The 26791-nt window shown below is 35.1% G+C and carries 23 protein-coding genes and 1 pseudogene; 9 read left to right on the top strand and 15 right to left on the bottom strand.

The window, feature by feature from the left end:
* Positions 1-11: 11 nt before the first annotated feature.
* Together ACP6PL_RS29975 and hisIE are read right to left on the bottom strand one after the other, a co-directional pair.
* The gene (locus ACP6PL_RS29975) at positions 12-1478 is read right to left on the bottom strand and encodes an alpha-amylase family glycosyl hydrolase (RefSeq protein ID WP_426549022.1); all 1467 of its coding nucleotides are present in this window, start codon (positions 1476-1478) and stop codon (positions 12-14) included.
* Positions 1479-2110: 632 nt separating this feature from the next.
* Positions 2111-2779: a bifunctional phosphoribosyl-AMP cyclohydrolase/phosphoribosyl-ATP diphosphatase HisIE gene (hisIE, locus tag ACP6PL_RS29980; RefSeq protein WP_426549023.1), complete on the bottom strand. Its 669-nt coding sequence runs from the start codon at positions 2777-2779 to the stop codon at positions 2111-2113.
* A 278-nt stretch (positions 2780-3057) separates the two neighbouring features.
* Here hisIE and hemL point away from each other — a divergent pair, with 278 nt between their 5' ends.
* Positions 3058-4356, top strand: a complete 1299-nt coding sequence (gene hemL, locus ACP6PL_RS29985) for a glutamate-1-semialdehyde 2,1-aminomutase (protein WP_426549024.1) — start codon at positions 3058-3060, stop codon at positions 4354-4356.
* Between the two features lie 1149 nt (positions 4357-5505).
* Here the strand turns inward: hemL and ACP6PL_RS29990 are convergent.
* Complete coding sequence (locus ACP6PL_RS29990; protein WP_426549025.1) at positions 5506-6225, bottom strand: hypothetical protein; 720 nt, start codon at positions 6223-6225, stop codon at positions 5506-5508.
* Between the two features lie 89 nt (positions 6226-6314).
* Between ACP6PL_RS29990 and ACP6PL_RS29995 the strand changes: the two genes are divergently transcribed.
* The gene (locus ACP6PL_RS29995) at positions 6315-7490 is read left to right on the top strand and encodes a tetratricopeptide repeat protein (protein WP_426549026.1); all 1176 of its coding nucleotides are present in this window, start codon (positions 6315-6317) and stop codon (positions 7488-7490) included.
* On the opposite strand, the gene ACP6PL_RS30000 is transcribed toward ACP6PL_RS29995, so the two are convergent.
* Positions 7487-8068 (bottom strand): WD40 repeat domain-containing protein, encoded by a 582-nt coding sequence (locus ACP6PL_RS30000; RefSeq protein WP_426549027.1) that lies wholly within the window; start codon positions 8066-8068, stop codon positions 7487-7489. The genes ACP6PL_RS29995 and ACP6PL_RS30000 overlap by 4 nt on opposite strands.
* Positions 8069-8518: 450 nt before the next feature.
* On the opposite strand from ACP6PL_RS30000, the gene ACP6PL_RS30005 reads away from it, so the two are divergent.
* Positions 8519-8722, top strand: a complete 204-nt coding sequence (locus ACP6PL_RS30005) for a hypothetical protein (RefSeq protein ID WP_426549028.1) — start codon at positions 8519-8521, stop codon at positions 8720-8722.
* 280 nt (positions 8723-9002) lie between these two features.
* Here ACP6PL_RS30005 and ACP6PL_RS30010 read toward each other — a convergent pair whose 3' ends face one another.
* The 3 genes from ACP6PL_RS30010 to ACP6PL_RS30020 form a co-directional block, all read right to left on the bottom strand.
* Positions 9003-9494, bottom strand: coding sequence for a YajQ family cyclic di-GMP-binding protein (locus ACP6PL_RS30010; RefSeq protein ID WP_426549029.1), 492 nt, complete (start codon positions 9492-9494; stop codon positions 9003-9005).
* Positions 9495-9586: 92 nt separating this feature from the next.
* The gene (locus ACP6PL_RS30015) at positions 9587-10009 is read right to left on the bottom strand and encodes an MAPEG family protein (RefSeq protein WP_426549030.1); all 423 of its coding nucleotides are present in this window, start codon (positions 10007-10009) and stop codon (positions 9587-9589) included.
* A 13-nt stretch (positions 10010-10022) separates the two neighbouring features.
* Positions 10023-10526 (bottom strand): DNA recombination-mediator protein A, encoded by a 504-nt coding sequence (locus ACP6PL_RS30020; protein WP_426549031.1) that lies wholly within the window; start codon positions 10524-10526, stop codon positions 10023-10025.
* Positions 10527-10770: 244 nt separating this feature from the next.
* Between ACP6PL_RS30020 and ACP6PL_RS30025 the strand changes: the two are divergent.
* The 3 genes and pseudogenes from ACP6PL_RS30025 to ACP6PL_RS30035 form a co-directional block, all read left to right on the top strand.
* Positions 10771-11397: pseudogene (locus tag ACP6PL_RS30025) on the top strand (carotenoid oxygenase family protein); the annotation flags it as partial.
* Between the two features lie 29 nt (positions 11398-11426).
* The gene (locus ACP6PL_RS30030) at positions 11427-11690 is read left to right on the top strand and encodes a hypothetical protein (RefSeq protein WP_426549032.1); all 264 of its coding nucleotides are present in this window, start codon (positions 11427-11429) and stop codon (positions 11688-11690) included.
* A 95-nt stretch (positions 11691-11785) separates the two neighbouring features.
* A complete protein-coding gene (locus ACP6PL_RS30035) occupies positions 11786-12058 on the top strand; it encodes a hypothetical protein (protein WP_426549033.1) in 273 nt (90 codons plus the stop codon).
* An 8-nt stretch (positions 12059-12066) separates the two neighbouring features.
* On the opposite strand, the gene ACP6PL_RS30040 is transcribed toward ACP6PL_RS30035, so the two are convergent.
* Together ACP6PL_RS30040 and ebsA are read right to left on the bottom strand one after the other, a co-directional pair.
* Positions 12067-13140 (bottom strand): phosphotransacetylase family protein, encoded by a 1074-nt coding sequence (locus tag ACP6PL_RS30040; protein ID WP_426549034.1) that lies wholly within the window; start codon positions 13138-13140, stop codon positions 12067-12069.
* Positions 13141-13929: 789 nt separating this feature from the next.
* A complete protein-coding gene (gene ebsA / locus ACP6PL_RS30045; protein WP_426549035.1) occupies positions 13930-14301 on the bottom strand; it encodes a type IV pilus biogenesis protein EbsA in 372 nt (123 codons plus the stop codon).
* A gap of 1422 nt (positions 14302-15723) precedes the next feature.
* Between ebsA and ACP6PL_RS30050 the strand changes: the two genes are divergently transcribed.
* The 3 genes from ACP6PL_RS30050 to ACP6PL_RS30060 all read left to right on the top strand — a co-directional run bounded on the left by ACP6PL_RS30050 (position 15724) and on the right by ACP6PL_RS30060 (position 21284).
* Positions 15724-17244 carry a glycosyltransferase family 2 protein gene (locus tag ACP6PL_RS30050; protein ID WP_426549036.1) on the top strand — a complete coding sequence of 507 codons (1521 nt, stop codon included), beginning with the start codon at positions 15724-15726 and terminating at the stop codon, positions 17242-17244.
* 1551 nt (positions 17245-18795) lie between these two features.
* Positions 18796-20013 carry an ATP-grasp domain-containing protein gene (locus ACP6PL_RS30055; RefSeq protein WP_426549037.1) on the top strand — a complete coding sequence of 406 codons (1218 nt, stop codon included), beginning with the start codon at positions 18796-18798 and terminating at the stop codon, positions 20011-20013.
* A gap of 368 nt (positions 20014-20381) precedes the next feature.
* On the top strand, positions 20382-21284 hold the full coding sequence (locus tag ACP6PL_RS30060) for a succinate--CoA ligase subunit alpha (protein ID WP_426549039.1): 903 nt from the start codon (positions 20382-20384) through the stop codon (positions 21282-21284).
* Between the two features lie 237 nt (positions 21285-21521).
* Here the strand turns inward: ACP6PL_RS30060 and ACP6PL_RS30065 are convergent, their stop codons facing one another.
* From ACP6PL_RS30065 to ACP6PL_RS30090, 6 genes are all read right to left on the bottom strand, one after another.
* Positions 21522-21881: a hypothetical protein gene (locus ACP6PL_RS30065; RefSeq protein WP_426549040.1), complete on the bottom strand. Its 360-nt coding sequence runs from the start codon at positions 21879-21881 to the stop codon at positions 21522-21524.
* Positions 21882-22073: 192 nt separating this feature from the next.
* Complete coding sequence (locus ACP6PL_RS30070; protein ID WP_426549041.1) at positions 22074-23018, bottom strand: ABC transporter ATP-binding protein; 945 nt, start codon at positions 23016-23018, stop codon at positions 22074-22076.
* Between the two features lie 229 nt (positions 23019-23247).
* On the bottom strand, positions 23248-23790 hold the full coding sequence (locus tag ACP6PL_RS30075; protein WP_426549042.1) for a type IV pilin-like G/H family protein: 543 nt from the start codon (positions 23788-23790) through the stop codon (positions 23248-23250).
* 525 nt (positions 23791-24315) lie between these two features.
* Positions 24316-24543 (bottom strand): YiaA/YiaB family inner membrane protein, encoded by a 228-nt coding sequence (locus tag ACP6PL_RS30080; protein WP_426549043.1) that lies wholly within the window; start codon positions 24541-24543, stop codon positions 24316-24318.
* A gap of 161 nt (positions 24544-24704) precedes the next feature.
* Entirely contained in the window at positions 24705-24989 is a 285-nt protein-coding gene (locus tag ACP6PL_RS30085) for a YiaA/YiaB family inner membrane protein (RefSeq protein ID WP_426549044.1), read from the bottom strand.
* 632 nt (positions 24990-25621) lie between these two features.
* On the bottom strand, positions 25622-26722 hold the full coding sequence (locus ACP6PL_RS30090) for a coiled-coil domain-containing protein (protein WP_426549045.1): 1101 nt from the start codon (positions 26720-26722) through the stop codon (positions 25622-25624).
* Between the last annotated feature and the right edge of the window lie 69 nt (positions 26723-26791).

Consider the following 26791-nt stretch of genomic DNA (forward strand, 5'->3'; position numbering starts at 1 on the left):
CTGAACTGTCACTAACTAATATCAAAAACATGATAACTCCATGCAGGTACATCCAAATACAGACCTCGTGAAATCAACTTATCTCCCAAGCGATCGTAACTAATATCACTCATTAAATCCTGTAGTCGATACCTTTCACCTCTGAGACTCTCAAAAGGAAGTAAAACATAACATTGACTTTGTTGAGGAGCATAATTAACCGTTATTAACAAAAGTCGATCATCTTTTCCTTTCCAGACAAAACAAATAAAATTATTCCATGTGAAATTTCCTTCCCATGCAGCTACACATTCTAGTAACTGCCAATTTCCCTCACGGACAATATCTAAAGCTAAACAATCTAATAATTGATGGTAAAATCTCTCTAGGTTGGGAACAGTAGCTTCTTGAGGAGCGTGACATAAGTGCATCGAAATTTTCTGAGACCAACCTTGTAACTGGCCTTGATGGAAAAAACGTAAACCAGGAGTAAAATAAGTTAAAATGGCAGCAGCTTGATGAACTCTTGCTCGAAAAGTTGCATTCGCCCTAGGTTCATCATGATTTTCTATAAACCGTGCTAACTTACTTTGAAAATCAACAGCAGCATAAAGATGCAGTCTAACTGGAATTGACTGCTGTTCCCGGAGGCGATCATATAAAAGTTTGTCATAAGTATAATCAAATCCTAACTGTTGCAGTTCCCATTCCAAATTCCAATATACTTCTGCCATAAAGGTAAAATCTGGATGTTGCTGTTTAACTTGGGAGATGGCATTAGACCAAAAGGGTTGCACTGGAATACCCCAAGTCTTCTCAAAAATAGCTGGTAATATTAGCATTGCCATATCGCAGCGAACGCCATCGCACAAATGAGCAACATTGAATAACTCTGCTAACATCGCCTCTTGTAATTTCGGGTTGCTGTAGTTAAGTTGCAAAGTATCAGGCCAACCTGGAAAATAGAGGTCTCTTCCATGAGCAAATATTTGGTTACCTGCTGGTAATTCTACTTGTATATAATTCTGGGGTTCTCGTTCGATATCGGCTTGGCTTCCCTGAATATAAAAGTCAGGATTTGTTTGTACCCAAGGATGGTCTGGTGCAGTATGGTTGGGGACAAAATCCAGCATCAGTTTTAGCCCCCGTTGATGTAGGCGATCGCGCAGTCGCAGCATGGCTTCATTATCACCGAGGTTTTCATGGATGTGATAACCAGTTACGGCAAAACAAGACCCACAAATATAATCTTCTTGGAAATTGTCACCAAAAACCTCTATAGCTTCTTTTTGCCAATCAGGATTTGCACGAGAAATATCTCGCCCCATTATTCCTGTTTGCCAAACTCCTAAAAAGTATACCCAATCAAATCCTATATTCGCTATTTTATCTAGTTCGTCATCAGGAATATCATCTAAGGTAGCGTGATGACCTAATTTTTCGGATATTTGGTTTAGCCAAACTCGGGTGTTAACTTGATATAGGGAAGGATTAATCATATATTTCACATTTGAGACTTTAAAACTATTTGTGACATATTGAAAGCAAATTTGTATGACAACCCATTATAAATTTTGGCTGAAAACAACTAAAGTCAGATCGAACAAATCTGTCACTTGCAAAGCGATCGTCTGTTTGTCATTATCTTTGGACAGAAGGTTATTGATGCTATATTTAATATTAAGTTAGTATTATTTCAGTACAAAGCTCCTATATCAAAATAAACGTTTTTAGTCTGTACCAATACAGTTAGAAAATAAAGAGGCTTTAAGATGGTGAATTACTTTTTTTTTGAGTTTAAAGTACACCAGTCGCCAAGTTCCCACAAATTGATTTTGTACCTTTTTAGTTCCTGATTTTGTTTTGCAGAAATTAATAGATAATACTAGACTTCAATTTGACATACTCCCGACGCTCCCCTACGGGAGAGCGCAGGACTTCCCGCCGGGGGAGTTAAAAACAGAAGATTAGATTTTTGGCTGCTTAACTTTCTAAACTAGTCTAAAATTTTGGCAAAAAAATAATGTCTTAAGCCTCGCCTTGGATAGAAAAAAATCAATTTCAGTATTTCAATCCTGATGATTCGCTTATAACTGATAGCTGAAATGAACTGTTACTATTACTAAGTTACCTATTTATAGTATTTATTTTGTGGTCTGCGTTCATCCAACTTGCGATACACATCTCGCAACTCAACATTATGATGTGCTAGAGCAACTAAAGTATGGTAAAATAAATCTGCCGCTTCCGCAGCGATCGCCTCTTTCTCATCATCTTTACAAGCCATTACCACCTCTGCTGACTCTTCCCCAATTTTCTTAAGAATTTTATTATCTCCTCCAGCAAATAACTTACAAGTATAAGAACCTTCCTCTGGATGATCGCGGCGATCGCTAATCACATCAAAAAGTTGAGACAACATATCTGCAGGTGGCTTCACAACCTTCCTATCCACAAGATGAAAACAACTCCTTTCCCCTTTATGACAGGCAATATCTCCCACCTGCTCAACTCCCACTAATAAAGTATCGCTATCGCAGTCGTAGCGGATCCACTTAATATTTTGAAAATGACCAGAAGTCGCACCCTTATGCCAAAACTCTTGCCGAGAACGACTCCAAAAACAAGTTTGCCCGGTTTCCAAAGTTTTTTGTAATGATTCCTGGTTCATCCAGGCCATCATCAACACTGTACCATCTAAATAATCTTGAATAATAGCGGGTACAAGTCCCTGTTCATTGTAACGAACTTGCTCCACTGGAATCAATTGACTTAAACTTACTGGTTGGGAGGTAGACATTATGTGCCCCAAAAAATTTGTTTGTATATTTCGGAGTTTAGGATATCTTTCAAGTATTTTCTGAATGTTTAATCTTAAATTTTAATTTGTTTTTGGTTTCTATCATAAAATAAATAAATTGTCAAAAGATAGCTTCATAATTCTCCAAAATTTACTGTAAATATACACCCACTCCAATGATACAATTAGCCAAATATAGATATAGGTTTATATTAATTTGGTATAACATGAAATCCCCTGATCGGGATTGAAATAAAGACAAATTAAGGAGAGTAAAATTGGTAGTTACTACACTAAATACCACTAAATCCGAAGAAATTTTTGCAGCAGCTCAAAAACTCATGCCAGGAGGAGTGAGTTCTCCAGTCAGAGCATTCAAATCTGTTGGTGGCCAACCAATTGTATTTGACAGAGTTAAGGGAGCTTACATTTGGGACGTTGATGGCAACCAATATATTGATTATGTTGGCACTTGGGGACCTGCTATCTGTGGTCATGCTCACCCAGAAGTATTAAATGCTCTGAAAGAAGTTTTGGAAAAAGGTACAAGTTTTGGTGCTCCCTGTGCTTTAGAAAATACTTTGGCTGAAATGGTTATTGATGCTGTACCGAGCATTGAAATGGTTCGCTTTGTTAATTCTGGTACAGAAGCTTGTATGGCTGTACTGCGTCTGATGCGAGCTTTTACAGGTAGAGATAAAGTAATTAAATTTGAAGGTTGTTATCATGGCCACGCTGATATGTTTCTTGTTAAAGCTGGTTCTGGTGTGGCAACTCTCGGTCTCCCAGACTCTCCAGGAGTGCCTAAGTCTGTGACTAGCAATACCTTAACTGCTCCTTACAACGATTTAGAGGCAGTTAAGCAACTATTTGCCGACAACCCAGACCAAATTTCTGGTGTTATCCTCGAACCTGTGGTCGGGAATTCTGGATTTATTACTCCAGATGCAGGTTTCTTGGAAGGGTTACGGATGATTACCGAGGATAATGGTGCTTTGCTCGTTTTTGATGAAGTGATGACTGGATTCCGTATTGCTTATGGTGGCGCTCAGGAAAAATTTAACGTTACTCCAGATTTGACAACTTTAGGGAAAATTATTGGTGGTGGTTTGCCAGTGGGAGCTTATGGTGGTCGTAAAGATATTATGGAAATGGTGGCTCCAGCAGGTCCGATGTATCAAGCTGGTACTCTTTCTGGTAATCCCTTGGCTATGACTGCTGGTATTAAGACTCTGGAATTGATACATAAACCAGGTACTTATGAACAATTAAACAAGATTACTAAGAAACTTGCTGATGGATTATTGGCTATTGGAAAAGAATTTGGTCTTCCTGTTTGTGGTGGGAATATTAGTGCAATGTTTGGTATCTTTTTCCACCAAGGACCTGTTCACAATTATGAAGATGCGAAAAAGTCTGATTTGAGCAAGTTTAGTAAGTTCCACCGAGGAATGTTGGAGCGTGGAATTTATTTGGCTCCTTCTCAATTTGAGGCAGGGTTTACTTCTTTAGCGCATACTGAAGAGGATATTGACCGGACTTTGGCTGCTGCAAAAGAAGTTATGTCTAGTCTTTAAGAGTTTTTTAATGGGTAATGGATGATTTTTCAGTTTTCTATTACCCATCTATGTCAATTATTGGCGTTGCATATTTGTGGGATGAATTAGTCTGGGGAGTGTGGGAGCTGCATATTTGCCTTCTGGTATTTTTTTTATAGAAATAGGAAATATAGTCATTTCACTTGAAAGTTAGACAAAGCTTCCTTGCTCTGAGGGACTTTTAGAGGAAAAAACGTCTCATTTTTAAGTTAAACTACTATACCAAAAATGGGATTTACCTTTTCTGCAAAAATTCATCCCTTAGTTCAGCAACGCCCAATTATTCGTTATAGTCATTCTGAATAAGACTGGGACGAGTGTTTCTTTCCTGGAAAGGGTGTTCAGCTAAAAAAGTGTTTCATCCTTATTTGAAATGACTATAGCAGTTATTAGTACCCCTGGCTGAAGAGTCAATTAAATATTCTTTCCTTTTTCGATTAGGAAGTTAATCCACACAATCTCAGTATAGATAGATAATAGATAGATGAAAAACTATAGCGCTATAGTTCTGAAAACTTTTCTGGAGTCATTATTAACATCTAGTGGAGTAAGTAAATTAAATCTCTTTTCCTTTTTCGATTAGGAATTTAATCCACACAATCTCAGTATAGATAGATAAAAAAACTATAGTGCTATAGTTCTGAGAATTTTTCTGGAGCCACGACCAACACCTACATTGAGTAAGTCAATTAAATATTCTTTCCTTTTTCGATTAGGAATTTAATCCGCATAATCTCAGATAGATAGATAAAAAAACTATAGCGCTATAGTTCTAAGAACTTTTCTGGAGCCACGACCGACATCTACATTGAGTAGGTCAATTAAATATTCTTTCCTTTTTCGATTAGGAATTTAATTCACACAATCTCAGATAGATAGATTCAAAACTATAGCGCTATAGTTCTGAGAATTTTTCTGGAGGAATTATCAACATTTACCTGACTCAGTCAATTAAATATCCTTTCCTTTTTTGATTAGGAATTGAATCTGAAGTATAGATAAATCAAAACTATAGCGCTACAGTTCTAAGGAATTTTCTCAAATCCTTCTCAAAATCTAGCCTAGTAAGTGAATTAAATAGTGAATTAAATATATTTTCCTTTTTTGATTAGGGGCAAATATAGCGAATTAGAAGTATTTTTTTACGAATTCTTGATAAATAGATACTTTATCTACTGCCTCTGATACAGATATATCATAGATTGCTGCCATCATAGCTATTAACTGCCTATTAACACCTTCAACCAACTTCAAATTTTGCTCAAACTCACTAGCTGCCGACAACCAAAATTCTTCACGAGCTTTGAATAAAGGTGTATAATCATAGTCAACATCAAAATGTTCAATAAATTCTACTGTAGGAATAATAATAAATCTATCTCTTATATCATCAAATTTTGCCTCCTTCCAAATACGTTCTTTAGTAGACAAAATTTTAGGACATCCTACATCATACCCATACTTTTTCTTAGGCGTAAAAACCTTTCCTGTTTCATTAACGCCAACCTTTAGCATCTCAAACAACTCTTCTCTTTTCTTTTTTTCAAGTTCCTTTGTTACATCAATCAAAGGAATAAGAATATTGCGTTTTTTCGCAATATGGTTTCGGATGCCTGCATAAGTAGAAGTAATAGATGAAAGCAAAGTAACATCATATAATTTTGAAGCCAGCTTTGTTATATTCTCTGTTGCATCATAATCATTTCCATAAACAACTGTAATAAAATATTTTGTCGTCAATGTGGAAGGTATCATCATACTAGAAATTAATATGGGAAGTGTAATCTCCTCATTTTCTAGCCTAGTCATTTGTTGTACCACGTTTTCGAGTTGTTGGGCTAAGAGCATTTTGCTGGCATTCTTCGTTTCCTTCCATACCATACTACAATATAATAAAAGTTTATACTTTGAAAGGAAGATTTTAATTAATCAAACCAATGGTTCGCAGAATTTGGCAATGGCTGAAAAGTTTATGGGAAAAATTTTTGGGGTTATTCTCTCAATCTCAAACAAACCCTTTAGAAACTCAACCACCCTCTGAGTCTCTCCCACCTTTAACAGATACAGATTATGATTTTCTCTTCGGTCAACTTTTAGAAGGTATTGCTCAAGGTTGGTCTCCTGAAAGAGTAAAGAGTTTTTTTGATGACCTAGGAGAGCGAGGTAAACCTGAACCTTGGCAAGAATGGCTACAACGTTTTGGAGAAAGATTATTAGCATCCCCTAAACCTAATGATGAGTTAGCTCAGAGAATGGTTAGGTTTGCTAATTTGACTCCATCACTCCCTTCCCTAGAGTCTCTAGGAAATCTAGCTAATAATATTGGAACTGAACTTTTAAGTCGGGATAATAGTGGAGCGATTTGGGAATATGATGGACCTGATGCTGGTGCCTCCCCTCCTGCTCAACCATCTTTAGGAAAAAATCAAGAAAATGAAGCTTTGGCAGATTTGGTGGTTAAGCTTCAGGAAAATCCTAATTTATTAGCTACTGTTGCGCAACAGTTAGGTATACAGACAAGTGACCCAAGAGTAGTTATTCAGGCAATGGTTAGTCAACTTGGGGTAGGAGTAGAAAATCAACAACAGTCTGCCGAGCAAAATTCGGAAATATTTGCTCAGTTGGGTTTAGAGCAAGCAAAAGCTGGAGATTTAGCTGGAGCAGTTGATAGCTGGGAAAGTGCTTTAGCTTTGAAGCCTGATTATCATCAAGTTTGGTACAATCGGGGCAAGGCATTAGTACAGTTACAAAGATGGGAAGAGGCGATCGCCAGCCATGACAAGGCTTTAGAAATTAAGTCTGATGATTATTTGGCTTGGAATAACCGTGCTGAAGCTTTGGGAAAATTAGGGAGATGGGAAGAGGCGATCGCTAGTTGTGACAAAGCTTTAGAAATTAATTCTGGTTATTATTTAGCTTGGTATAATAAGGCTAATTTTTTGATTAGTTTAGGAAATTTGAAAGAAGCGGTTAATTGTTATGACAAGGCATTAGAAATTAAGCCTAATTTTTATGATGGTTGGAATGAGAAAGGAAATGTTTTGAGAGATTTAGGTTTGATGGAAGAAGCGAATAAAAGTTGGGAGAAGGCAAGGGAAATTAAACCTGATTAACTTGTAGTGATAGTTTTTTCTTTTTGCCCTAATTTTTTATAATTTATAAAGTGAGGTCGCCAAATTTTTACAGTATTATTTTCACCTAAGGAGTCATCAGTATAGCCACTACTACTTACTAAAAAGTTGGCATCATAACTAAATATCAGCTTTTTTATTGAACCTTGACTGCTTTTAATATTTGTCATTTGCTTTTGAGAATCGAAGTTCCAAATTTTGATATTTAAGTCATAACCACCAGATGCTAACCATTTACCATTCTTGGATATTGCGATTGTATGTACTCCAGAATTTGTTTTAGCTGTATTTGTTTTCTCCAAGCAAGAAGAATTTGAATCAAACCTATCACTATCATCATCTGAGTTATGCCTGCAATAGTGCTTCATAATCCTAACTAGATTTTGGTTTGATATTCCTTCTACTGTTGAGAAATCCCAAAGTTTTATCTCGCCATCTGTACTACCACCAACTAAAATCTTGCTATTTGGACTCAAAGTAAGACTATAGACTTCAGTGTTATGTGTTCCTAGGAGTTTTGAAGCAGCAATAGAATAGACTTCCTTGTTCTTTTCAGGCAAAGTAATACTTCCATATTTAGACTCAAAGTAGCCGCATAAGCCTCAGATTGATATTCAGGTAAATTTTATAGTTCTTAGATTTATTTTGGCTATCTGAGTATTCTCAACAATAACCCATAACTATTAGGGGGGAGTTAGCTGCAACAATACAATAACCTTTTTTAATAATTTCAATCAATGTTAATGCACCTGCTACAGCAGCCAGGAATCCAACCACTTCTATTACAACCTTTGTTAGTAGGAGGTGGTGATGGTGATTGTGTCATAACTTTTGAACTTTTTATAAGAGTATAATTTTTTATAAAATTATAATTAATGATAATTTGTAAATTGCAATCTAGTTAGCAAATACATTATTGTATAAATGTATTTTAATAATGCCAATGCCTAAAATTTGAATCGGTGTAGTAACAATAGATTTCCAAGTATTGATTGTAATTAGAAGTAAAAATGTCAAAAAATAACAAACAACAAGATATTTCTCTATTGCAAGCCTGGCAGAAAAAAATTCAAGATGCTAATACTAACAATATATTTTGTCATTGTCATACCTGCGAATATGAATGGGTAGAATCATCCTGGGAAGGAATATGCCCTAATTGCAAAAGTACCAATATTGAGCGTATTTCTTGTTGGCAATTTCCGGATGATTAATTAGGATTTACTCAAAAAGTCTTTTGGTAAGAGTAGCAGTTAGCAGTAAGGATAAATTGGAATTTAGAGGAGATAGGAATAAAAATTGTCAGAGTAGTTTTTCCATTCTTGTATGACTAAAATAGAAATTTTTAAGCCAAGTTTTTTTACATTCTAAATTTAGAATGGAATCAGACTATATAATATAGAATTTCCCGTTATTATGAGGTACAATATCTAGACTTTTGACGGGGTAAATATTTTTTGTTTTTTGTTTGTTCCCTACTCCCTACTCCCTATTTTAGCGATAATTAGTAAATTGCAATGGCATCGGAAAATCTTCTGCTTTTAATCTTTGCATTACTGCTTGTAATTCATCTTTAGACTTAGCAGAAACTCTCACCGCATCACCTTGAATTGAAGCTTGCACTTTTTTAAATTCATCCTTAATCAACTTAGTAATTTTTTTAGCATTTTCTTGACTAATGCCTTTTTGTAGTTTAACTTCTTCCCTAACTCTACCACCACTGGCAGATTCGACTTTACCAAAATCAAATATCTTTAACGATAAATTCCGTTTAGCTGCCTTAGTTTGTAAAACAGTATGAACCGCATCTAAACTAAATTGACTACTGGTATTAATCGTAATTGTATCTTCTCCTAATTCTAATGTTGTATTAGAATCTTTCAAGTCATAGCGAGCTTTAATTTCTCTATCTGCTTGATCTATAGCATTAACTAATTCTTGTCTATCAAAATCGCTGACTATATCAAAAGATGATGTAGATGCCATAATTTTTCCACATATTATTCTAGTTTTACTGTAAGTATGTCAGGGGTCAGTTATCAGCTTTATAAGTTGACTCTTTATCTTAAAATAGCTTACTAAAAATTATTCACACTGATTAAACTTAGTATAAACAAAATAGCCGTACCAGAAGAACTAATAGCAAACATTAGCGATCGCCCTATAGGTACATCCAAAATATAAAATATCGAATAAAAAAATCGCCCAATTATAAAAGCAACTGCTGCTCCTATAGCCAACACAGAATTTTGTTCTGTCAAATAAGCCATAAAAGAAGCTGCTGCAAATAAAATAAAAGTTTCAAAAGAATTTTGATGTGCCCAAGTTGCCCTCTTAGCATAATCAGGCAATTTTTCAAATAAAGCACGAGGCGCAGCCAAATCATAGCCTACTTTAATACGACCGTAGGCTACTACTAAAAAAGGTGCGTAAACTAGGATTGCTCCTATTACAATGGCATCAAGTAAAATAGATGGTGCTGGTAACTCCAACAAACTCATTTTTTTAGGAAAATTAATCTAGGTAGAACAGAGTTACTACTTTACGTTGTTCTTCTGCATCTTGACAAGTCTTCAATAAAGTATGACTTTCGTGAAAAGCAAAACAAATCAACTGCTGGCATCGAGAAACAATTTCTTGGTTACAAATAGAACTTGCTTCAGCTAAAGATAATTGATCATTTTTAGGATTTTCCACCAAATGAATTACCTTCTCCAATTCTTGGCGAGATTCTCTTGGTTGCCGTTGCAAACTTTGGGGTAAAATAACCGTAACCAAATTAGGGTCTCCCCTCATTGCACCCCGAACTGCTGCTAAATTAGTACCCGTTGCACCCGATGTAATAATATGATTTGAACCTAATACCAAAGCATAACTTAACAACTCAATTAATTGTTGATGAGTAATAGGAACATGACGAGAACCTAACACAGCAATTCTCTTAGAACCTGTTTGTTGGATTGCTAAAAGTTCCTGTAAAAAATCATCTACCTTGGGTATATCAATTGATTGACTCAAAGATTTTATCTATATGTAATAAAACTTCCAAAGGGATTATAGCAATTAAATATATTTTTGTACATTTATTTTGTAGGAAAAATTGCAATTGAGTCCAAAAAATCAATCAATAGAAACATCAGGATGGGCAGAAGCTTTGGCTTAACTAGCCTTAGAACTTCCTCTTACTCCCCTTCCCATTATTTCCGGTATAGTACCCTCTAGATTAAAAGGGTCTTTATACAGAAATTGACCTAACAAATTATCACACAATGGACAACAAATAGGACATTGGTTGAATGGGGATGGTGTTATCTTAGCTGTAAATTCTAATTTATATGTTTTGAGGGGTCAAGAACCCAAGGCTGTTTACCGTTATGTGCAAAAAGCAGAATACCAAGCTGAGACACAAAAAGGAAGATATATTTTTGGCGTTTATGGAACAAACCCCCCAGGAAATCTATCGGAGTGAGTAACTAAATTTGTCAAAAATACTCCTAATACTTCCGTTTTTACTTTGCCAAATAAACTTTTAGCTTTATGGGAAAGTAGACATCCTTAAGGTATTAACTTACAGACTTTAGAAAGTTTGGCTCTAGAAAATTTAGGGAGTTTAGAAAATCACCAAAGCTATTCAGCCCATCCGAAAAGATATAGCATTACAGGAGATAAATATAATTTTGGACTTACTCCTGGACAAAATATATCATTAAATATATACCGTAGTAGTAGTACCGGAAAAATTCAGCAAAAAGCTCTGATATCAATATCTGGTGTGCGTCTAATTCATGAGTTTATTCTAGCTAGCCCATATCTGATATTTTTCATTCCACCTGTACGGTTACGACTATTGCTAGCTTTTACAAAAGTCAAGACTTTCTTGATAATTTAACCTGGGAATCAGAATTAGGTACACAAATTTTGGTTTGTGACTGTTCATGCCTAAAACCAATTAGTCGTCAAGAAACTGAACCTTGGTTTCAGTATAATTTTGGCAATGGTTATCTAGACAAAGACGATACGGTAGTAGTTACTTTGGTCCGCTATGCAGATTTTGACCAAATAAATAACTACTTGCAAGAAGTAGCTAGTGGCCAAAATCATAATGTGCCTCAAGGCATTTTCTGGCAGATATATCTAGAACCTGAATCTGGTCGTATAAATAAATTACTAGATACTCCCTAATTTCGCACACTTGTATCTGCTGAAGTAGGAAAGTTATCTGGCTTTACTTATCTCTCAGTTCATAAACCAAGATGTAGATATTAGTCAAGAAATGTTTGGAGCAATTGCTCGTTTCCAGCATCAAACCAATACTCTCACTACAGCAAACTTATCATCTAACTGCTACCTCAATGGAGCCTATTTATGCTCCTGATACTCAAGGCCCCCAGAAATTATTGATCTTAATAGTTATCTTTGAGAATCAGTATAACTGTGGTGAGGTCTGCATATTTGATGCTTCCCACTTAGATGCTAAACCTGTTTGTCATTTAGGATTACTCAAATTCATACTAATGGGTTTACATCGTATCTGGAATCAAGACGAATAATTTCCTAGCTATACTCCTAGCTGAAAATGATTGAACAAGCGTTCAAAATCAAAATCTTGTGCCATTAGTCTTGTAACACATTCTACTTTGAGAGGTTCATGTAGACGGACACTACCAAAGGTTCGATCTATAATTTCCACAGTAGATAGAGTATCATAGTCTACTGACAAAACAGGCACTTCTACATCCTCAGCACGACGCAGCACTAACTCATCAGGTGGAAGTTGCCCAGTTAAAATTAGACAATGGGTCGAAGTTTCTAAAGCTGCTAGCTGAATGTCCGTCCGATCGCCCCCCGTAACTACCGCCATATTTGTAGTCTTACGGAAATATTTTATTGCTGCACTAACATTCATTGCACCAATTGTCAAGCTTTCCACCATTAAATCCAGGCGATCAGGGCGACAAAGCACCTGAGCTTTTAATTGCTTAACTAATTCTTCAACTGTGACACTGCGTAGGAGACTGCTTCTAGGCAATATTCCTAATACAGGTATATTGTTAGCTTCGAGAAAAGGTCTTACTAATGTAGTTACTGTTTCTTGTGCTGTTACTGGGACATCATTAATGACTACACCGAGAAGGGAACTACCTAAACGTTTTTTAGCTGAAAGTAAAGAGTCTATATAAGAATGTGAATTTGGACGAGTTACCAAAATTACAGAAGCATTAAGAATTTCCGCAACTTGTGGCAGTGATAATTCAAACAGACTACCCTCATCTAGAGTACCAGGTCCCTCTAATATTACTAAACCCTCTCCCTCTACCTGTAGATATTGGGCTAGAGATTTTTGATAATCTGTTTTTTGTTCTCCCAGCAACCGCTTATCTATGGTACTTTGATCGAGCATCAAAAGAGTTGGTCGAATACCATTTTCTGAAAGCTTGAGAGTGTCAGTTATAAACTCCACATCAGCATCTGTGGGAATAGATGTTGGGGTTAAAAAGTTTCCCAAAGGTTTTCCATAGGCAATGCTTATACCTTGCCTTTGTAACTCATGGGCTACTCCTAAAGTAATTGTAGATTTGCCACTGTAAGGTTCAGTCGATCCAATTAGCAAATAATTTGCAGATTTTGGCACATCCTCACTCCTGCAATTAATGAACTTTTGGAAATTATCGCATTTTTACGGCAAGTATTTCTGTTTATATCTCCAATCTTAGGATATAAAATCTTTTTCCAGAATATATGGTGAACATTGTGGTCAATTTCGTACAATAAGTCCAAAGTTAGCAGTAAGTTGTTGCTTAGTCCTTTAGGCAAATTGGTTTGTTATGAATAAGTTTGTCTAAAGCAAAGCATTTTATAACACTCCAGATTTTTTTTCCTTCTAAATTTCCTGGCAGGAAATAAAGTCTCAAGACTCTCCTTGTCTACGTCGCGTGCTGTTGGCCTACAAGAGGATAAAAAAGATAATTCAGTATTTCAATATTTCAAGGCTCTGGTTTTAGGCAGAGGTATTGTTAACTAATTTCCTCCTGCGGAGGATAACTTATAAATGAGATAAAACTGTTAGCCAGCCAGCATTATCTAGGCTAGAAAATTCCTGTTCATTAATTGATAATTGATAATGGATAATTGATAATTACCTCTGGTTAAAACCGAGAGGATTGAATATAAGGAAATATTATTTCTTTTTTTCCTCTTGAAAGAGGAGGCTTTAAACCTGAATTATTTAATTAATAATTAATAATTAATAATTATTCGGTAAAACGGCAACATTGGTGAGCTGTTCGATCAGACTATCCTTTTTAGGAGAACGCAGGTATAAAAGCCAAAGTTTTGATAACAATAGTCAAAACTCCCATAAAATTACCAGGCTAGAAATCCTATTTTCAAGTCAGTCTTAGAAGTGACTATCAAACCTAGATTACTCGTAGTGGAGTAGCTTTCCGTAGAAAGTCTTAGAAAAATCAATTGTACGAGTTTTGTTGTAATTCAGTAAGACATCAATTAAAAAATCAACAAACTCATAACTAGCCATCATAATTTCATAGTTAAGTTCTTGATTACCATCAAACTGAATTCTGCAACGAGTGATGTCTGCAGGTAATATAGAAACATTCCAGGTAATAACAAAAGGAATATTTTCGCCTCCTTCTATATTTCTTGCTCCTTCTAAATTTTTTTGTTTGTATAAGCTAATAGCATGACCTAAATATTTACGTCTTTTTTCTGGGTAATATGGATTATAAACAGCTATTTCCCCTTTTTCTGCTGGTTTTAATTGATTAATTGACATCCTAATACTCTCCATGATCGATACTACTTATCAAAACCTAGTTATTTTCTGTTGATAAACTAGGGAGTTAAGCAAGTATGTAAATTTATACTATGATTATATTTCAGATTTGAGCTGATACAGCTATGATGCTGAAATTGTCTTATTTTATAGGGCATGAGGATTAGACCCTTTAAAGGAGAAAAAATAGTCGTTTTGCTGGTGCATAAGTCCATTAACAGAGTCTCACCGATATGTTTGCGGATTATTCCCCTGATGTAAAAGAAGTTTGGGGAGAGGGGAAAGTACAGAGTATAAAAAAACTAGATTTTTCTTGAGATTTTATACTCAAGAAAAGTGATTACTCACCCTTTTGTTAAAAACTTACCCCTGTCAGGGGGAGTGAGGAAAGTATGACAAGTTTGAGGAATACAAGGGCATCTTAAAGATATGCAAGCTAGATTAGACTTGTTGCTTTCCAACTCAAAAAAACCTAGCCAAAGATTGTCATGTAATGATTTTAGCTATCCCAAGACCAAAAAGATGAGAATTACTTCTGTGTCTTATGACTTAAGTATGGCCAACCACCAGCCATGAGCAATGGGCTAAGTGGCCGATTTTATAAAGGAATGTATCCAAAGCCTAGTGCCGCTACGCGGAAGTCAGAAGTCAGAAGTCAACTCACCCCTAACCCCTCCCAGAAGGGGAAGTTAGAAGTATTGATTAGTAAGACTTTTAGGATGCATGTAACTGGTCAGTTATTTCCGCCATTCTGCACTAGTTAAAGACTTGCACAATAAAGTGGCACTGTTTTTAGTTGATGAGTATAAGGTCATCTTTTTACAGACTTTTTCTACTTCCGAAATGGTAGTAAAATCTGGCAGAAAACTTAGCAAAAAAACAGATCGTAATATCCTGACTTGGAGCTATTATAAATTCCAACAGCATTTAATCCATATACCTCAATACCATAACACTTGAGTTGTGTTTTGCAACTATTTTTATACTTATAAAACTTGTTATAAATGTAGTTTACTCACCATAAATTAGGTGGAAATCAACAGTTGAAATAGCCGGGATGCGGATATAAATTTATGACTTAAGTAAAACACTAGATATATGAAAAAATAACTATTAATCTGTAAAAATAGTTTTGAGGAATAACTAATTGTCAAAAGGATTATCCCTAATCAAGCTTACAAATATTTCCAAGTTGACAGACCCCTATAGTATCTAGTACATAGATTAGCTTACAACTATAAATAGGTGAATAGGTGTAAGTCCTGAAATTATTGAAAACTAAAATTCTCAATCCGAAACTCCTCTAAATCTCTGGAATGGAGGTCAAAAGACCATCTTTATAGTTTTTTAAGGCAGAATTAGGTTAGTCTCTTAAACATAAGAAAATTATTAGTTGTTGGATCTTTTAAGATTAGTTGAATTATGCCGGACAGTTCTTGGCCAAAAAACGATTACTATCAGGAAACCCAAATTTATCAAAACCATACCTCAGATAATGAACAGCAAAATCATCAGGTATCAGAAAAACAGGAAAGTTCACATACTAACCAAATAGAGCAAGAAACAGAAGTTGTGGATACAAAAAAGCTCAATAATCAGAATATTGACGATGGTCGTAGACGTAAGGCAGCATTTATGCTATCGCTGATCTGGACTACTACTATAATACTTCATTTACTATCCTGGGGATATTGGATAATTCTGGGTTTGACAGGTTTACTATCAGTTCAACTTTTGAGAATACTATTTGCTCAACCAAAACTAGCTCCAAAACCTCTATCAGAAGAAAATTTAGCAGACTGGCCTTATGTCTCTCTGTTAGTAGCAGCGAAAAACGAAGAAGCTGTAATTAGCAAATTGGTAAAGAATATCTGTGCTTTGGATTATCCTACTAATAATTACGAACTTTGGGTAATAGATGACAATAGTACAGACAAAACCCCTGTATTGTTAGAACAGTTGGCTCAGGAATATCAACAACTAAAAGTGATTAGAAGAGGTCCAGATGCTGGGGGAGGTAAATCAGGCGCTCTAAATACTGCTGTACCTTTTGTGAGGGGAGAAATTTTAGGAGTGTTTGATGCAGATGCACAGGTAACACCTGATTTACTCCGAAAGGTAGTACCACTTTTTGCGAGAGAAAAAGTAGGAGCAGTACAAGTAAGAAAAGCGATCGCCAATGCAGGTCTAAATTTTTGGACAAAGGGACAATCTGCAGAAATGGTCCTAGATGGTTTTTTTCAGGAACAGCGAATTGCCATTGGTGGGATTGGAGAACTCAGAGGAAATGGCCAGTTCGTCCGTCTGAATGCTTTAGAAGAATGTGGGGGGTGGAATGAACAAACTATTACTGATGATTTAGATTTAACTATTCGCCTACACTTAAATCAATGGGATATAGATTTTCTGGCTTTTCCACCGGTAATGGAGGAAGGAGTAACTAACTCGATAGCTTTGTGGCATCAACGTTCCCGATGGGCAGAAGGAGGATATCAGCGCTATCTAGACTACTGGCAATTGATTTTGCGTAACCGAATGGGATTTGGTAAAACCTGGGATTTATGGCAATTTTGGGTGACACAATATCTAATATCGGTTGCTGCTGTGCCTGATTTTTTGATGTCAATAATCTTACGTCGTTTACCAGTAACCAGTCCCTTAACTGTGTTTACTGTGATGGTATCTTTGTTAGGAATGTTTATCGGTTTACGTCGAACTCAAACACGACAAAGAAGTTTAGCACAAGAGGAAAAGGTAATGGAGTTTGCTTTGAGGAAAGAACATCCATTGTCTTTATTGCTGACTTTTTTAGAAAGTGTGCGGGGAACTTTTTATATGTTGCATTGGTTTGTGGTTATGGGCGTTACTATTGCTCGGATGTCTGTATTACCTAAGCGATTAAAATGGGTAAAAACGGTTCATAGAGGTGATGAGGAGAGTTAAAAGTTGGAGCTAATACCGTTTCACGAAAGTCATAAGTCAGAAGTTAGAAGTCAGAAGTTAAATTTGCGATTAATAAAAATTTTGACAATACAATAGTTTCGGGCAATTATTTTACATTTCAAAGTTTGAAACTGTTTGTGACATCCTTAAAGTGAATTGGTATAACTACTAAAGCATATAGATTTTAGCCAAGTTCTCAAATATATTCTCTCTGTAGGCATAAATAGAAAATGCTTCTCTAGTTGAGGATTTATAAATTTGCAGAATGTGGTTTTTAAATGGACAGAGACTTTAATAGTCCTGTTAATGTAGAAAACAATATGGATGAGTAGGCAGAGTCTCTACGGAGAATTAGCCTAGATCGAGAAACTTTATAGACTTTAGTCCTTGGTTGTCATAGAAGCAGCAACGGAGCTTTCGGGGATAAAATTGTATTTTGGGAGATTCCTTTCCTAAAGGGATGCTTCACAAACCCTTTGTTGGTTAACCTTCGGGTTTGGGTAAGTTTAGAGCTGATTTGTCAACTTAGCTGTTTGGGGAGTATTCCACAGGAAAAGTCTGATTTTAGCGAATAATTAATAATTATTAATTAAATAATTCAGGTCAAAAGCCTGCTCTTTCAAGGGGAAAAAGCTTTAGCTGCTGCACAAATTTGCACTTCGGCTCTCGCCGACATGAAAAAACGTTAGCGTCCTCTGAAAGAGCCAGTTTCCCGTAGGGTGGCATAGCGAAATTTCCCGCTCTTACAGAGCAGATCCGCAATTCAAGTCGCTCCTCTTTTAATAGTGATTCTACGGCGTTGCACAATCAGAAATGATTAAATCCGAAAGTAGATATTTTTGGATAATGTTTCCTCAACAATATGTACAGCTTAAAATCTATTATCATTCTTTAATGTGCAACCCCGATTCTACAAGGGGTTATAGCTATTGATAATGTCTTTAACACATTAATATCGCAGGTTATATAGCAATTATATTTCTAAGTTATGAAATCTCACTTTTATGTTACAAAAATTGGATTAAATAATGCTACAAAACTGTAGTTATTAGGAACAGCTTAACTAGAAACAGGGAACAGATGCATAAAAAATGGAGCAAATCAAGATTTAATTGTAATAATTGCTGGGATATCTTTAGATGATTGATTCTCTCTTTCTAGCAAATAGGCCCGCAAATTGCTATGATTGAAGAAAAATAGTTGTAGTCAAAGTTATAGACATAACAATTATCAACCTTAACAATTGCTATACTTGAATGATGTTTATTTTTTGATGTCCATAACAAAAATGAGTTATAAAAATCAAATTAATAGAAAAAGGGTAAAGCAGAAAAAAAGATTGGGAAAACTAGATGCTTGATGGAGGAATTTATGGGTAATAGGAATTATTATACTCCTTCAAGAATATTAAGAAACTTAGCATTATGAATGCCTATTTTGTCTGCAAATATTTGGTCAAGTATAGCTGCCAAATTTGTCAAAATCTGGGGAATGCTCAAATGAAATATCCCAAAGTATTATTAACTAGAGCAAATCAAAGATTAAGTTGATATGGATTTATTAGAATATCAAGCAAAGGCATTGTTTAGTGAGATGGGGATACCTGTTTTGCCCTCTCAAAGAATAGATTATCCTAAAGATTTAAAAAGATTAAAAATACCCTATCCAGTTGTACTTAAGTCTCAAGTTCATACTGGTGAAAGAAATAGCTTAGGGGGTATTAAATTTGTTGAAAATACAATTGATGCTGTGGCAGCAGCTCAGACAATTTTTAATTTGCCAATTAAAGATGAGTATCCAGAAGTTTTGTTGGCAGAGGCAAAATATAATGCTGACCAGGAATTATATCTGGCAGTTGTTTTAGATCCAATAGTACGTCGCCCTGTACTTCTGGGTTCAGCACAAGGGGGTATTGATACAGAAACAGCTATGAAAAATATGCAACAGGTGGTTGTTAATCAAGAATTTTCCCCTTTTTATGCACGTCGTTTAATGGTAAAAATTGGACTGCAAGGAAAACTGATAGAATCAGTAAGCCACATAGTAGAAAAAATGTATCAATTATTTGTCGAAAAGGATTTAGATTTGGTAGAAATTAATCCTCTTGGTATTAGTCCGAGAGGAGAAGTAATGGCTTTAGATGGTAAGGTTAGTGTTAACGATTATGCTTTAGGTCGTCATCCAGACTTGGTTAATTTAGTTGGCAAAAATATTAGTAATAATTATGCAATTAAACAGGAACAAGTAAAGGAAATAGAAAACAATTCTTTATTGGTGACGAGTAATGTTAATGGTCTGAGTAGTGAAAAAATTATTCCAGATTATCGACTGAAATTGATAGAATTACAGGGAAATATCGGGATTTTATGCAATGGTGAAGGTTTAACAATGACTACTGTTGATTTGGTGATGCAAGCCCAGGGAAAACCAGCTAATTTTCTGAATATTAAGTTGGGTGATTATTTGGAAGTCAAGGATAGTTTACGATCACAAATGTTTGCAGCTTTGGATTTAGTTAGTCAAAAGGAAAATGTTAAGGTAGTTTTGATAAATGTTATAGGTATAGTTCAGACAAGTGATGAGTTGATTACTATAATATATGAATATTTTAATAAGTTAAGAAATATAGACCAGAAAAAAATTCCATTTGTACTGCGTTTATTAGGAGGTAGAATTAGCCGAGCGAGGGAACGTTTATCAGGTCTACCAGTAGAGGTTATGGAAAACTTAGAGGATGCAGTTAATAAGGCTGTTTCTCTGTCTAAATAGTGGTAAAAAACGGAAAAATTACCAATACCAGTCAATTAATTAATAATTTAATTAATAATTTTCATTAAGGTTGAAACATTCTCCTGTAAGGAAAAAAAAAGAAAAAAAATCATTCTATTCAATCATATTATTGAGAATAAGAGGTGATTTTTAATTGTTACAAGATAATTGATAATTAATTAATCCACTTTAAAGTCTCTCCTAATAATTGATAATTATGTTTGCGTTCCGCAAACCTTTCCTACGGAATGCTCCGCCAAAGCTTTTAGCATTTTTCATGTCGGCAACAGCAAAACAAAAATAATTATCCATTATCCATTGTTCATTATTAATTAATAAATGCCTATACAAATAATGGCTGAAGTATTATGAATTTAACTCAAGATAGCAAAGTCATAGTTCAGGGTGTTACAGAAAAAATATCTACCCAAATAGCCTTAATGATGAAGTCTTGTGGCACAAATGTGGTGGCAGGTATTAGTCCTGGAGAAGGGGGAAAAGAATGGTATGATATTCCTGTTTTTAGTTTGGTAGAGCAGGCAGTGGCAAAGGTGGGTATAATTGATACCACTGTGATAGTTATGCCTGCTTATCAGGTATTAGATGCTGCTTTAGAGGCGATTGCTTCCGGTCTTAAACAAATTGTGATTGTTACAGAAGGCGTGCCTCCCCTAGATATGGTCAAGCTGTTGAGAAAAGCTGAGGCCACAGAAACTCTGATTGTTGGACCTAACTGTGCAGGTATCATTGTACCAGATCGTTTGTTACTAGGTACTCATCCGACTCAGTTTTATACTCCAGGTCCAATTGGTATTATTAGTCGCAGTAATACTCTTACTTATGAAGTTGCCTGGGAACTAACGAAGTCAAGGTTGGGGCAGTCTATTTCTGTAAGTCTTGGTTGCGATCCAATTGTAGGTTCTTCTTTTCTCCAGTGGTTACAAATATTAGATGAGGATGAGCGTACAGAGTTAATTGTTTTAATAGGAGAGGTTGAGGGCGCAAGTGAAGAAATAGCAGCTTCTTATATTTCAGAAACAATTGATAAACCTGTAGTTGCTTATATTTCTGGTACTTATGCTCCTATAAATCAAAATTATAGTCATGCTAATAGTTTAATTAGTGCTAGGGTTGCTGGTGAAAAATATGATTCTAATGGTGAGATTGAAAGTAAAATTGCAGCTTTTGAAGCAGTTAAAATACCAGTAGCAAAACGACCTTCTGACATTCCAACTTTAGTGAGAAATTCACTCGAAAAGAAGTATATCTAATTTGGATTTTGATAAATTGATACGATAAATATTTGGAATTAATTTGAGATTTTCCTAAAATAGGGGGCGGGTTTAAGCACAAGTATTCAGAACAAAAAGTCTATTTTTTTGATAATGAAACCCGCCCCAGATTTAAATTTTTTCTAAGTCATATCAAATCCGGTAATATCGGTTAAAAAAAAGTATAGAAACCGGGTTTAATATGAAATGCTTCACCATACTAATATCTACCTCCGATCAACCCGGTTTCTTATAACACTTCCAAGCTTGAGTAACTCCTAAAAAGGCAACAAGTAGTGATAAATTGTAGAAAAAACAACAAAATGTAATTAAAACTACAGAAACTCTCAAAAACCCAGATAAAGACAAACCAGATGAAATAGTAGCCCACAAATATAAAGGCAAAGAAATAGCGACTGCTAGGTAAATTAAAATTGGTACTCCTAATAATTTGCCAAGCAAAATCTTTTGGCTAGATTGAGGGCTGAGGCGAATAAAATTCAGAGTACCAAGACGTTTTTCTTCGGCTATATCTTCTACTAACATATAAACACCGCCAATTAACATCACAGCCAAAAATATCCAATTCAAATTCAAAATTTTGAATTGGGATAACCACATTACCAGAAATTGGCACAGGAGAGATACAGATATGGCGATCGCTACATTTTTTTTGTGAGACGACCTTTAATTTCCCTGAATAATTGCGGGTTCCAATTCAATAAATTGACTAATAGTTTAGATAGCATAATTAATTACTCCAATGAAATAAAAAACAAGTAGCTGTATCTATGACTTATCAGGAAAGGCAGAGGGCAGGGGGCAGAAGGGAATTGTTCCTCCGGCTCTCTCTGTGACTGGGATATTGGCAAGAATGAGCGATCGCAACAAAGTAGCAGCATCTTCGGGAGTTCCGGAAAATTGCACTTGTACTTGTTGAGTATCTGGCAAAACTTCCCAAGCTTCCACCCAGGGAAAATTTTTAATTTCTGTAATTAACTCTGATAACCCACCCATGACAGAAATCGAGATTTGCTGAGTGCTAAGACGTTGATAAAGTTCTTTGAGAGAAGCACTTTCTACCAAATAACCTAATTCCATTATTCCCACGGAAGTGCAAAGTTCTGCCAAGTCACTCAGAACATGGGAAGAAATGACTATTGTCATCCCTGCTTCCTGCAAAGCTTTGATAATTTCCCGAAATTGCATTCTGGCAATGGGATCTAAACCAGAAACAGGTTCGTCTAATAACAAAAGTAAGGGTTCGTGAATAATAGTTCTTCCTAAACTTAGGCGTTGTTTCATACCCCGCGACAAAGTAGAAATCAAACTATTCCGTTTATTCACCAGTTGGACTAATTCTAAGACAGCAAACAGTCGGCGCGAACGGTGAGGTTCGCGCAAATTGTAAAGTCTGGCAAAATAGTCAAGATAATCCCACACAGTCAGATCATCATATACGGGAAAATCATCTGGCAAAAAACCAAGACGTTGTTTCAGGGTGGAGTTAGTATGGTCACGCAGCAAGCGTTCTCCACTGATATATATTTCTCCAACCGTGGGTTCTTCGGCAGTTGCTAACATTCGTAAGAGGGTAGTTTTCCCTGCGCCATTGGGTCCGATCAGTCCATAAACTTCTCCGGTGGCCACCTGTAAATATAGGTCATTGACTGCTATGTGGCGATCGAATTGTTTAGTTAGTCCACGGCTTTCAATTGCTAGTTCTTTTAGCATGGCTGTTGGATAAAATAGGATAGGTTCTCTATAAGAAATTGTTTGTCAATTCATAAAAACCTCTCTCCAAACCTCTTTCGGAGCAGGAGAGAAGCTTTGAGACCCCCATTCCCTTGTAGGGGGGGGTAGGGGGGTTAGGTTTGCGCCGATTCATCGGTTCTATCCAATACTTCTCAAACAGTTTCTAAATTTCCCGAAAGATTGTTTTGACAGGAAAAATATGGATGTTTTATAGTGCTGAAGAACCGTTAGGACATTGGTCAAAAGATTGAAAATTATCGGGTGCTATTAATGAGGGTTCGTCAGTTTTACAAATCATTGATTGAGGAGTACCGTCTTTAATATATACTATGCCAGAATAACTTTTACTTGAAGGTAGAGGTATCCGCTGAGAAAAAGGTAATCCAATCCCAAAAAAAGGCAAGCGTATAGGTTTGTAATAATAAAATGAGTCTTTATTTTTAGTAGTAGCAGTAACTATAACTCTCAGACTGTTAAGTTCTTTGATTTTGTATGAGTAATTTGATGTTTCTAACTTGATACCTAGTCCTAAATCAGGGATATTATCGCTAAACTCACCGTTTTTAGAATAATAAAATTGTTGGCCTTTATTAATTAAAGCTACATATTGTTTTGCTTCGCTTTTTGGGGGTGATTTGAGTGGTTGTGAAAACCAGGGTAATATAGCCATGCTAAATACCACCAAAAATATCAACCCGATAAAATCGACCAAAGATATATTCCTAAAATTAGGAGATTGTTTGATTGACATTTTTTACCTCCTAGTTTTCCCCTATATAGTTAAATTTTTATCAAGGCAGAGCTTACTTAAATCACACAAAAAAATATCTAAGATTTAAGTCGGATTAATTACTAATTAGCTTTGCTATTATTGTACCCATCTCCCTACCATCTTCCATCTCTCTAAAAATTACAAATTATTTCTAATAATAAACTTAGGTAAATCATATTACTTATCAGTAAATAGGTAGAGTTGCTGCATGAGATAAAAAAAATTTGGGCACGAATACACTAATTAATCATTTTTCACCATCTATGCAGACCTGTGAAAAACTCGTGTCGTGCCCAATTTTTTTTCTATTATTAGTATTTAATTGTGTAGAAATATTTGCCCACTATCTGGAAATTTTATAGATACTTTCTACTTGTCTAAAGGATGATAATCTGCCAGTAATTTTTCAATTTTGGCTTCATTAAGTCTAGCAGTTATTCTTTTTGTCTAAAGGATGATAATCTGCCAGTAATTTTTAAGCTTTGGCTTCATCAAGTCTAGCAGTTATTCTTTCAGACTTTTAGATTCGTAATTATCTCTAATGGTTTTTGCTAGGGTAAAAGCGGAACCTATTGAGAATATTAAACCCATCCCCACAAAGCTTTTAATCCAATTATCTACAGGTAAGTAAATAATGCCAGTTGCTGTGCCTGCAGTAGCAAGGATAAAGGAAGCCCAAACTTGAAATATCCATGCAGTAGTATCTTTTTTTTGAACATCTTTGTTGGTCATAAAATTAATACCTCAAATCAATATTTTTATTTGATTAAAGCACTAGGAAATAGGGTACGGAGATAGAACTATCAATGTTATAATATTTCCTATTTCCTAACAAAGCAAATTTATTTTGCTAATTCAAAAACGTAGTGCTATAACTTCTGAATTCAATTATATTACTTGTCTAAAGGATGATGATCTGCAAGTAATTTTTCAACTTTTGCTTCATCAAGTCTAGCAGTTATTCTTTCAGATTCGTGATTATCTCTGATGGTTTTTGCTAAGGTAAAAGCGGAACCTACTGAGAATGTTAAACCCATCCCCATAAAACTTTTAATCCAAATATCTACAGGTAGATAAATAATGCCAGTTGCTGTGCCAGCAGTAGCAAGAATAAAGGAAGCCCAAACTTGAAGTATCCATGCAGCAGTATCTTTTTGTTGAACATATTTATTAGTCATAAAATTACTACCTCAAATCAATATTTTTGGCTGATTAATTTTGATTTTAGGTGTAGAATTTTATAGGAATGATAGTAGAGTGACAGTTTCTATAGATGCACAAGCGATCGCTACATGAAGTCAGAAGTTTGAAGTCAGAAGTCAGAAGTTAGAAGTTATAGTTAAGAAAGAATTAGTTAGGACAATTATTTATCATGAATCTCAGACATGGAAATGTTTTTCTAACTGTTCCCTGTTCCCAACAAATCTAATTTCTCCTTGACTGAGTTTGAGAATCTATAAATGTCCGCGCACTACACCTGCGTAGCCCTATATTTTTAATTTTTATGACAAGACAAATAAAGGGTGATACTTATAGATAAAATTTATAGGTAGACAGTTCAAAAATTGTACTATCTAATTATCTAAATATAATAAAATTCAATATAATAATACCAAATTTTAAAAAATAATCTTACAAATAATCAGGGTAATTAAAATAACTGAATCAGATTTATGTTTGATTAAAAAGGGATATTCAAGCCAATAAATTATATTTAATATTGATTCTTACTCCTAACTTTTAATAAAGGAAGCGATCGGCAGTCGGTAAATTTACCGACTGCCGATCGCTAATTTTTTTAGGTTATAAATCAACTTTTCTTTTGCTGATTCTTTTGTTCTAGAACAATTTCTTTCATAGCTTGAAATGAACGAGAATTTGATGCTCCTTCAATGGCTTTTACAGCTAAATTTTGAACTTGAATTAAAGTAGAATCTAATTGTTGAGATAAGTTCTTGATCCGCTGTTCTTGATTTTGAATTGTCTGTTGTAAAGATTGAATGCGTAGTTCATAAAATTGTTTTTCTCCTTCTACTTCTTTTGCCAACAGATCGGATTTAACCTTTGCCTGATAATTGCCAATATTTCGCCCATTTTCCTTACCATTCTTAATATTAGCTTCTAGTTTTTTTTCAAAGTCTTGTACCTTTAATTCTACTTCAGCATATTCTTTTTCGCGCTCAGAAATAGACTGCTCTCTTTCTGACCAAAGTTTTTCCTGTTGTTGTTGAGATTCTTCTAATTCTTTATACAAATTTTTCTTGTTTTGTTCATATTCGTCAATATCTAAATCTCGTTGCAACTGCAAGTCATATTTATAATTTTCAGTCTCCCGTTGATAAACTTTATCTTGCTGCTCATTTCGTTCTTTTATGCTGCGTTGATGTTCCTGTTGTTCCTTTTCCCAAGTTTGTTTACCTGACTCCATTTCTTGTTGTAAATTTTCCTGGCGATCGCTAAATTCTGTTTCAAATTCTTTAGCACTTTGTTCATATTGTTGAATCAAATTATCTAAAGTATTTTCCTCAATATTTTCTAAATTGTGCAAATTGTTTAATTGTTTAATTTCTTCTGTCACTTTTTGTCTAACTTCTTCTAATTTAGTAGCTTCTGAAGTGAGCTTTTCGGACAATTCGCTAATAGCTCCACCAAAACCACTTTGCAGCGCGAGTAAATTTTCAATTGTATATTGCATACTTGGTTTATTCTGAGTTTGGTTTAAGTTCATAAATTTTGTTACTTCTTTTCCTGGTTGTTTTGACATTGAATCTACAGAGTTTTTACTAGTAGTTTTGCCTTCCTTATTGAATTGCTTAATTTCTGCTTCTAGAGCAGATTTTTCCTTTTTTAATTCTGCAAAAGCTTCTAAAATTTCAGCTTTAGTATTGTTAGCACTAACTCTTTTAACCATTTGCTTTTTCTCCTGTTAAATTTTTTTGTGAATTTAGTATTTAAAATGTAGAATCAAAGATAAATTCTC

This window comes from Dapis purpurea BLCC-M126, assembly GCF_050015975.1.
Taxonomy (GTDB): Bacteria; Cyanobacteriota; Cyanobacteriia; order Cyanobacteriales; family Microcoleaceae; genus Trichodesmium.